General features: G+C 60.2%; 9 protein-coding genes and 1 other RNA gene. 2 read left to right on the top strand and 8 right to left on the bottom strand.

Annotation, left to right across the window (positions count from 1 at the left end):
- The 8 genes from ffs to ACRAUW_RS14540 form a co-directional block, all read right to left on the bottom strand.
- Nucleotides 1-65, bottom strand: an RNA gene (gene ffs, locus ACRAUW_RS14575) — signal recognition particle sRNA small type; the annotation flags it as partial.
- Between the two features lie 102 nt (nucleotides 66-167).
- Entirely contained in the window at nucleotides 168-956 is a 789-nt protein-coding gene (locus ACRAUW_RS14570; RefSeq protein ID WP_431362853.1) for a sulfite exporter TauE/SafE family protein, read from the bottom strand.
- 105 nt (nucleotides 957-1,061) lie between these two features.
- Nucleotides 1,062-2,498, bottom strand: a complete 1,437-nt coding sequence (gene arcD, locus ACRAUW_RS14565) for an arginine-ornithine antiporter (RefSeq protein WP_431362852.1) — start codon at nucleotides 2,496-2,498, stop codon at nucleotides 1,062-1,064.
- A gap of 358 nt (nucleotides 2,499-2,856) precedes the next feature.
- Nucleotides 2,857-3,636, bottom strand: a complete 780-nt coding sequence (locus ACRAUW_RS14560) for an SDR family oxidoreductase (RefSeq protein WP_431362851.1) — start codon at nucleotides 3,634-3,636, stop codon at nucleotides 2,857-2,859.
- 52 nt (nucleotides 3,637-3,688) lie between these two features.
- Nucleotides 3,689-4,609, bottom strand: coding sequence for a 3-hydroxyisobutyrate dehydrogenase (gene mmsB, locus ACRAUW_RS14555; RefSeq protein ID WP_431362850.1), 921 nt, complete (start codon nucleotides 4,607-4,609; stop codon nucleotides 3,689-3,691).
- Nucleotides 4,610-4,660: 51 nt separating this feature from the next.
- Entirely contained in the window at nucleotides 4,661-5,767 is a 1,107-nt protein-coding gene (locus ACRAUW_RS14550; RefSeq protein ID WP_431362849.1) for an enoyl-CoA hydratase/isomerase family protein, read from the bottom strand.
- A 15-nt stretch (nucleotides 5,768-5,782) separates the two neighbouring features.
- Nucleotides 5,783-6,553: an enoyl-CoA hydratase gene (locus tag ACRAUW_RS14545; protein ID WP_431362854.1), complete on the bottom strand. Its 771-nt coding sequence runs from the start codon at nucleotides 6,551-6,553 to the stop codon at nucleotides 5,783-5,785.
- A gap of 9 nt (nucleotides 6,554-6,562) precedes the next feature.
- Nucleotides 6,563-7,720, bottom strand: a complete 1,158-nt coding sequence (locus ACRAUW_RS14540; protein ID WP_431362848.1) for an acyl-CoA dehydrogenase family protein — start codon at nucleotides 7,718-7,720, stop codon at nucleotides 6,563-6,565.
- 305 nt (nucleotides 7,721-8,025) lie between these two features.
- On the opposite strand from ACRAUW_RS14540, the gene ACRAUW_RS14535 reads away from it, so the two are divergent.
- Nucleotides 8,026-9,168, top strand: a complete 1,143-nt coding sequence (locus ACRAUW_RS14535; protein ID WP_431362847.1) for an isovaleryl-CoA dehydrogenase — start codon at nucleotides 8,026-8,028, stop codon at nucleotides 9,166-9,168.
- Nucleotides 9,165-9,727 (top strand): carboxyl transferase domain-containing protein (locus tag ACRAUW_RS14530; RefSeq protein ID WP_431362846.1); only part of this gene is annotated, 563 nt, incomplete at its 3' end. The genes ACRAUW_RS14535 and ACRAUW_RS14530, both read left to right, overlap by 4 nt.

The raw sequence follows: 9,727 nt of genomic DNA, 5'->3' as shown, positions 1-9,727 counted from the left end.
CCGCCTTGGCTGCTACCTTCCGGTCCTGACCAGGTCGACGGGTTATCAATGCGAGAGGACCAATAGGACCACCGGCGAGGAGAATAGGCAAACTGGCCTCTCAATGCAATGGCTTTCTGCCCTTCGATTGTTCGTTTGCCTTATTTTTCAACAATCTGCCGAATGAATCAGCTAAACAGCATAAATTTCGCCCCCACCAGCAGCATCAACAGGGCAAATGCTTGCTTGAGGCGTTTTGGTGACAGGCGATGCGCCAGCTTGGCACCAATGCGGGCGAACTGGGTACTGGTCAGCACAATGCCAAGCAGGGCGGGCAGATAGATGTAGCCCACACTCCACTCGGGCAGATCGGCATGATCCCAACCCGCATAGAGGTAGCTCAGACTCCCCGCCAGCGCGATGGGCATGCTGCAAGCCGCAGAGGCCGCCACTGCATTGCGCATCGGCACCGAGTTCCAGCTCAGGTAAGGGACGGTGAGCGAGCCACCGCCAATGCCAAACAGCGCGGACATCCAGCCTATCACTGTGCCAGCAATGCCGGTGCCGAACGCTCCTGGCAGGTGTCTTTCCGCCTTGGGCTTGAGGTTAAGCCCCATCTGCAGCGCCATAGTCCAGGCGAAGCAGCCGATGATGATATTGAGGGTACTGGCACTGAGCAGATTGGCCGTCATACCACCGAGCCAGGCTCCAACCAGCATGCCCGCCCCCAATCTGCGGATCATCACCCAGTCGACGGCGCCCGCTTCCTGGTGCGCTCTAAGCGAGCTGAATCCGGTAAAGATCATGGTGGGAAGGGAAGTGCCCAGGGCCAAATGGGTAATGATTTCGGGTTCAAATCCCATCGCACGAAAACTGACCACCAGTACGGGAACAATGATCAATCCACCTCCGATCCCGAACAGTCCCGCCAGCATCCCAGCGAATGCCCCCAGCAGGAGGTAACCCATAAACAGCATAAAAATTCCTGTCTTGAACGATAAACGGCCAACTCGGTCGGACGACAATGGATATCAGCATGAAAAAAAAGAGATGGCGCGAGGGCCATCTCTTCATTGTGCCGGTTAGTGCAGTGGAATGGTACCGTCCATCACCTTGTAGAAGGCCAGCACGGCACAGCCGAGCAGGGCCGCCGTCATCCCCTGCTCCAACCGGTTAAGGCCGCGCAGACCGTGATGCTGACGCGCCTTCCAGTAGATGAAGATGCCCGGGCTATAGAGCAGCGCCACCAGCAGCAGGTACTCCACACCGGCAGCGTAGACCAGCCAGCAGCCGTAAACGGTCGCCACCAGAGCCAGCAGCAGGTCACGCTTGCGCTGATGGGGTTGACCCTGATAGGTCTCTCCTTTCAATGCCAGCTTCAGGCCATAGGCACCGGAGAAAACGTAGGGCACCAGCGCCGCCGAGGTGGCGATGTTGACCAGTGCCAGATAGGTGCTGCTCTGGAAGTAGATGATGATGAGGAACACTTGCACCAGACAGGTGGAGCACCAGAGCGACACCTGCGGCGAGCCGTTCTTGTTCTCCTTGGCAAACCAGCCCGGAAACACGCCGGTCTTGCCTGCGATATAGGGCACTTCAGCGGCCAGCACGGTCCAGCTGAGCAGCGCCCCCATCACCGACACCACCAGACCGATGTTGATAAGCCAGGCGCCCCAGGGGCCGACTACAGCCTCCAGGATCATGGCAGTAGAAGGATTCTTGAGCGCCGCCAGCTGCGGCTGACTCATGACACCCAACGAGAAGAGGGTCACCATCACGTAGAGCGCCAGGGCGCCGAGCAGCGCCAGCACGGTAGCGCGGCCGACATCCTTACGATGGCGGGCACGGGCAGAGACCACCACAGCCCCTTCAATCCCGATAAAGACCCAGAGGGTCACCTTCATGGTGGACTTGACCTGATCCATCACGGAGCCCAGTTCTAGGTTGCTCTGGCCCCAGATATCCAGAGTGAAGGTATCCATGTTGAAGGCCAGCAGGATCGCGACACAAAAGACGATGAGCGGCACCATCTTGGCGATGGTAGTGACGATATTCACCAGCGCAGCAACCTGCACCCCGCGCAGCACCAGCGCATGCACCGACCAGATCAGGATGGAGGCCAGTGTGATGGCCACCGGCGTATTGCCGTCACCAAAGATGACGTTGTTCGGCGTATCGAAGAAGTAGCTCAGGGCGCTGAACACCACGATGGCGTAGGAGACGTTGGCCAGCAGTTGGCAGAGCCAGTAACCCCAGGCGGCGTTGAAACCGATAAAATCGCCGAAACCGGCCTTGGCATAGCTGAAGATACCGCCATCGAGATCAGGGCGGCGCATGGAGAGGTTCTGATAAACCAGTGCGAGACAGATCATGCCAAGACCGGTGACGGCCCAACCCAGGGCGACCGCCCCGGCACTGGCATGCGCAGCAATATTTTGTGGCAGACTGAAGACCCCGGCACCGACCATAGAGCCGATCACCAGCGAAATGAGGGCGCCCAGCCCTAGTTTCTTGTCCATCTCAATCCTGTTTATTTAGGCGGCTGCAGAGCGTCCGTATTCATACTGCGCGCAATATGGGAGGGGCTTGAAATCCTGACCCCATGAAAAAGGCGGCAACTATATTGCATGATTATTCCAACCACAATCCTTCGTGCCATCAATCATGCGCCACCTTGACCGGGCGCAATTTTACAGCACTGCCCCATATGGCTTGTGAGCTGGTTCAAATTAAGAAAGACCCATTGATATTTCTCATTTTTCTGCCAACACAACCTGACTCGCATGGTCCCCATGCATCCCTATTCAGGCACTCTCTGTATAAATAATCTGCATAAAAAAGCCCCGGTGGAAACACCGGGGCCCATTATGTAAATCCCTATAAACGCAAGCCGCCATCCAGTTCTATCATCCTTCCCGACAGATAGTCGTTGGCAAAAATAAAGCTCACCGTCTCGGCCAGCTGTTGCGCCTCGCCAAGGGTGCCGACCGGAATGGCCTGCTGCATCCGCGCCATCGCCTCCGGCTTCATCGCCGCCGTCATGTCTGTGGCAAACACCCCGGGGGCTATCCCCATCACCCTAATACCGTGACGGGCCAGCTCCCGCGCCCAGGTCACCACCAGCGAGGCTACCCCCGCCTTGCTGGCGGCATAGTTGCTCTGGCCAATATTGCCGGCGCGGGCGATGGAGGAGATGTTGATGATGACGCCCCCCTGCCCCCCTTGCGCCATCAACGCGGCCCCTTCGCGACCGCAGAGGAAGGTACCGGTGAGGTTCACATCGATGACGCTCTGCCACTGGGCCAGCGTCATCTTCTCCACCAGCTCACCCTCTTTCACCTTGATCAGCATGCCATCGCGCAAAATGCCGGCGCAGTTGATAAGACCGTGCAGCACACCAAAACGCTCCTTGATTGCAGCAAACACGGCCTCAACCTCGACTTCGCTCGCCACATTGCAGACAAACAGCTCGCACTGGCTATCTTGATCGCACTGACCATTCTGGCGGTGAACCATGGCGGCGGTCGCTTCCAGATCGGCGCGATTGATGTCGAGCAGTGCCAGCGTCGCCCCCTGTGCGCCCAGGGCCAGCGCAATGGCCCGTCCCAAGCCACGTCCGGCGCCGGTAATAACGATGACCTTATCTTTGATATCCATCAATGCTCCTTGTAGCTGGTCGAAGAGAGATGCCTTGAAGAGAGGTGGCCCGTCAGGCGGGACCCTGTTTATCCAGATAGAGTTCGACGATGCTGGAGAAATCTCGGCTCCCCTGCCCCTGAGCGGCATGCAGGTTGAACAGGTTACGCGCGAGCGCCCCCATGGGCACAGCGCTGTGAGCATGCTCAGCCAGCGCCATGGCCAGCCCCAAATCTTTCACCATCAGGCGGGTCATAAAGCCCCCCTGATAGTTGCGGGCGGCAGGCACATTCTCCATCACCCCGGGCCAGGGGTTGTAGCGCTCCAGGCTCCAGTTGTTGCCGGAGCTCTTGCCCATGATGGTGGAGAGCACGGCGGGATCCAGTCCCTCCTTCACCCCGAGGGCCAGCGCCTCGGCGGTGCCCGCCATATGGATCGCAAGCAGCATGTTATTGCACATCTTGGCGATCTGCCCCGCCCCCAGCGCCCCGGCGTGAAACAGGTTCTGCCCCATGCAGGCGAGCAGGGGTTTTGCCGCCTCGAAATCTGCCGCGTCGCCACCAACGATAAAGGTGAGCGTTCCGGCGGCCGCGCCAGCGACACCGCCAGAAACAGGGGCATCGATAAAGCGCAAACCACGCGCACGAGCCACGTTTCCCACCTGACGGGCAGAATCGACATCGATGGTGGAACAGTCGATCACCAGTGCGCCAACCGGCAGGGCCGCCAGCAGATCCAGCCCGCCCCGCTCACCGGCGCTCTCGCCCAACCAAAGGGCGCGCACATGCTCCCCCGCGGGTAGCATGCTGATCACCACCTCGCAGCCGGTCACCGCCTCGCGGGCATCCCCCGCTGCGATGCAGCCATCGGCGATAGCTCGCTCAATGTTTTGGGCAACCAGATCAAACACCTGCACCGTATGCCCGGCCCTGGCCAGCTTGGCTGCCATGGGGCCGCCCATGTTGCCGAGCCCGATAAACCCGATCCTTGTCATCCCGCATGCTCCTTGCGTAGCTGATAGCGGCGTGCGTCGTTTGCCAATCTGTTATTCCTTGCAGGCCAACGGATTGCTTCCCTGTGGCCAGCGATAGAACTCATCCAGCCACTCCCCTTCCAAAGGCAACTGCTGCCAGCGGGGATCTTTATCCTTGTCGATCAGCAGTGCCCGCACCCCTTCCACAAAATCCCCCTTGAGCACGCAGTTGACCGAGAGGGTCAGCTCCTCGGCAAATACTTCAGACAGGGAGTAACGGCGAGCCAGCCAATATTGGCGCCACAAAATGGCGCGACTGATGGGACTGCCGGTGAGGCAGATCTGTTGCGCCTGCTGGAGTACCACCTCCTGTTCATCGAACTGAGCCTCGAACAACCGCGCCAATACCCCTTGCAACGTGCGTCCCGCCAGCAGGGCGTCGATCCTCTGTTGATAAGGCATCAGCACGGACGCAGGCAAGCGGGCCGCAACCTCACGGTGCAACCCCCTGAGTAGCAGATCGATCTGCTCACGGGGATCACCACTGCCAGCCCAGTCGAGCACGGCGAGGTGTGACAGCAGCGCATCGCAATCGACACTGGCGATGGCGTGATCCGCCAGCCCAAGACCGATGGCATCACTCCCGTTGAAGCGGGCGCCGGTGAGACCAAGCCAGAGCCCCAGTCGCCCAGGCATACGGCTTAAAAACCAGCTTGCCCCCACATCGGGGTAGAGTCCTATGGTTACCTCCGGCATGGCGAACAGGCTTCTTTCGGTGACAACCCGAAAATCGGCACCGGCAAACAGGCCAATGCCGCCCCCCATGCAGATACCGTCCGCCACGCAGATCAGGGGCTTTCGATAACAGTGGATGTGGTGATCAAGCCGGTACTCCTGCTCGAAAAAATCGCGGGCATATTCGAACAGTTCCACCTCGCTCACCTCCTGCTTGCGGTAATAGAAGGAGCGGATATCGCCACCGGCACAAAATGCCTTCTCACCCGCCCCCTGCAGCAGCACACAGACGATGGCGGGATCCTGCTCCCAACGGGTTAGCGCCTGTTGCAGGATCTGGATCATCGGCAGGCTTAAAGCATTGAGGGAGGTGGGAGCATCCAGCGTCAAGATACCGATCCGCTTATCCCCGGGCAGGGTCAGAAGGCTGACATGCACTGTCATCAGACTCTCCTTGTCTCAATAGCGCCATTCTGGCGCTCGTTTTTCCAAAAAGGCCTGTACACCTTCCTGCTGATTGGGGTCATCAAACAGCGCAAGGAAGGCCTCCCGCTCCATAGGCAACACCTCATCACGGGGACGACGGCGCCCCTGATTAATGAGCTCCTTGCAGGCACGCAAGGCAGCAGGACTCTGTGCCATCGCGTGACTGGCCATGCGTTTGGCAGCGCCGATCCCCTGACCGGTAGACACCACCTGCTCCACCAACCCTATCTCATAACCCTGCGTCGCCGAAACCTGCTCGCCACAGAGGATCATGCGCTTGGCCCAACCCTGTCCCACCAGCTCAGTGAGACGTTGAGTTCCCCCGGCACAGGGAAGCAGTCCCACCGATGCCTCTGGCAAGGCCAGCACCGCATGCTGCTCGGCGATGCGAATGTCACAAGCCAGTGCCAGTTCGAGTCCTCCACCCATGGCATAACCATTAATGACGGCGATCGTGACACCGGGAAAGGTAACAAGGGTATCAAAGGCTTGGGCAAAAGCCTCGACGACATCGCGAGCCAGTACTTTATCGTCCCCGGCAAACTGTTTGAGATCGGCCCCGGCACAGAAAAATTTCACCCCCTGACCACTGAGCACCAATACCACCACCTCGGGGTGACTGGCCACCTCGGCAAGCAGACGTTGAAAGGCCTGCAGGCCGTGTAACGTCAGGGTATTGGCTGGGGCGTGGTCCAGGGTCAGCAAGGCAGCATGACCGTGGTATTCCACATGAATCCTTGTCATCATAGGCATTTACTCCAGGCTGAGCCCCTGCTCACTGAGCAGGCGGCGGGCAATGATGAGGCGCATCACCTCATTGGTTCCTTCCAAAATGCGATGTACTCGGGTATCTCTGAGATAGCGTTCGAGAGGATAGTCGCGGATATAACCATAGCCGCCAAAGAGTTGCAGCGCATCATCGCAAATCCGATAGCCCACATCGCTGGCAAACCGTTTGGCCATGGCACACCAGGCACTCTTGTCCGGTGCCCCGCGATCCAGCTTGTCGGCGGCCTGACGCACCAGCAAACGGGCGGCAGCCAGCTCGGTCGCCATATCGGCCAGGCGAAACTGCACGCTCTGGAATTCGCTGATCGGGTGACCAAATTGCTGGCGCTGCTGCACATAGGCCAGCGCATCATCCAGCGCCTGCTGGGCGGTGCCCACCGAACAGGTGGCAATATTGATGCGCCCACCATCGAGGGCCTGCATGGCGAACTTGAACCCTTCCTCCTCTTCGCCCAGCCGATAGCAGGCAGGAATGCGAACCCCGTTGAAAACAACCTCCCGGGTCGGCTGGCTGTTCCAGCCCATCTTCTCTTCCGGCTTGCCATAGCTCACGCCGGGGGCATTAGCCGGCACCATAAAGGCAGAGATCCCCTTCGCACCTTCACCACCGGTACGGGCCATCACCACCAGCACATCGCTGCTGCCTGCCCCCGAGATAAAGACCTTGGTCCCCTCGATGAGGTAACTGTCACCCTCACGCACCGCCCGGGTCTTGAGTGCCGCCGCATCGGAGCCCGCCCCCGGCTCGGTGAGGCAATAGGAGCCCAGCAATTCGCCGCTGGCCAGTTTGGGCACCCACTCTTTGGCAACCTCGGTGGGCAACCAGCTACCCAGCATCCAGCTCACCATGTTGTGGATGGTCAGATACGCCGTGGTCGAGGTACAGCCCATGGCGAGGCGCTCGAAGATGAGGCTCGCATCGAGGCGCGGCAGCCCCAATCCGCCAAACTGCTCCGGGGTATAGAGACCGCATAAACCTAGCCCGGCCGCCTGCTTGATGGTCGGGATCGGAAACTCATGCTCCTTGTCCCAGCGCGCGGCATGGGGTTTGAGCGCCTCATCGGCAAAGGCGGCGGCCGCCTCCACATACGCCAGTTGATCATCGGTCAGGGTAAAATCCATCTTGTCGTTCGCTCCCTTGTTGCCCCGCGCTTATTTTCCTGCGTTAGCGCTTTATGACGCGGCGCCCACACGCTGCGTCAGTCGGATCTGCCACTACGGCGCTATTGTCGTGATAGCTGATGACACTCTCACTACCACCGCTTTATCGATACACAACAGATTAACAATTGATTTACGTTTACGCTAACGTAAACTTGTGGCAGAAGTGAAGTACAAAATGGACCGACCACTGCCAGCCGTAACGCCGAGTCAGCCGGTCGAACCCACCTTCCTACCCGACTGTCATATCCGCAAGGAGAGCATGGATGCAGATGGATGAGACCCTGAATGCCCTGACCGAACAGGTTGCGGCCTTCTGCCGACAAGTGATCGCCCCGCGCGCCAGCGAGATCGATCAGAGCAACGCCTTCCCCCGCGATCTCTGGCCCCGGATGGGTGAGCTGGGGCTGCACGGCATCACGGTGGCGGAGGAGTATGACGGGGTGAACCTCGGCTATCTGACCCACGTGCTGGTGATGGAACAGGTAAGCCGCGCCAGCGCCTCGGTCGGCCTCTCCTACGGCGCCCACTCCAACCTCTGCATCAACCAGATCCACCGCCACGGCACGCTGGAGCAAAAAGCGCGCTACCTGCCGCCGCTGGTGAGCGGCGAGCATGTGGGGGCACTGGCCATGAGCGAACCGGGAGCCGGGTCCGATGTGGTCAGCATGCGCCTCACCGCAGTGCGCGAGGGGGAGCACTTTGTGCTGAACGGCAACAAGATGTGGATCACCAACGGTCCCGATGCCGACACCTTCGTCATCTATGCCAAGACAGATGCAACTGCTGGTCCCAAAGGGATTTCTGCTTTTATCGTCGAGGCGGGGACTCCCGGTTTTTCTACCGCCCAGAAGCTCGACAAGCTGGGGATGCGCGGATCCAGCACCTGCGAGCTGGTGTTCGACAACTGCCGAGTGCCGCAGGAGAACCTGCTGGGCACCCTGCACGGCGGGGTCAAGGTGCTGATGAGCGGGCTCGATTACGAGCGGGTGGTGCTGGCGGCGGGCCCCCTTGGCATCATGCAGGCCTGCATGGATGTAGTGCTGCCCTATGTGCGTGAGCGCAAGCAGTTTGGTCAAGCCATCGGCGAGTTTCAGCTGGTGCAGGGCAAGCTGGCCGACATGTATACCCGCCTCGCCAGTAGCCGGGCGCTGGTCTACTCGGTGGCGAGCGCCTGCGATCAGGGTCGCACCAGCCGTAAAGATTGCGCCGCAGCCATCCTGTTTGCCGCCGAAAACGCCACCCAGATGGCGCTCGATGCTATCCAGCTGCTCGGCGGCAACGGTTACATCAACGAATACCCCACTGGCCGCCTGCTGCGGGACGCCAAACTCTACGAGATAGGCGCCGGCACCTCGGAGATCCGCCGCTGGCTCATCGGTCGCGAGCTGATGGGAGAAAATGCATGAGTCGTATCCACTCCCGCCTCGACACGGCGAGCCCGGAATATGTGGCCAATCGAGCCGCCATGCAGGGGCTGGTCGACGATCTCCATGTCCGCATTGCCGAGATCGCGCAAGGGGGCGGCACGGCCAACAACGCCCGCCATCAGGCCCGTGGCAAGCTGTTGCCCCGCGAGCGCATCAATCAGCTGCTGGACCCGGGCTCCCCCTTTCTCGAACTGTCGGCGCTCGCTGGCTGGCAGGTCTATGACGAGCCGGTGCCCGCCGCCGGCATCATCACCGGCATCGGCCGGGTCTCTGGGCGCCTGTGCATGCTGGTGGTGAATGACGCCACCGTAAAGGGCGGCACCTACTACCCGCTCACGGTGAAAAAACATCTGCGCGCCCAGGCCATCGCCGAGCGGCTGCGCCTCCCCTGCCTCTATCTGGTGGATTCCGGCGGCGCCTTTCTGCCGATGCAGGATGAGGTGTTCCCCGACCGGGATCACTTTGGCCGCATCTTCTACAACCAGGCCCGCATGTCGGCCCAGAACATCCCCCAGCTGGCGGTGGTGATGGGGCTCTG

Source organism: Aeromonas sp., assembly GCF_050633025.1.
Classification (GTDB): Bacteria; Pseudomonadota; Gammaproteobacteria; order Enterobacterales; family Aeromonadaceae; genus Aeromonas.
This window is presented reverse-complemented; position numbering and strand designations above follow the sequence as displayed.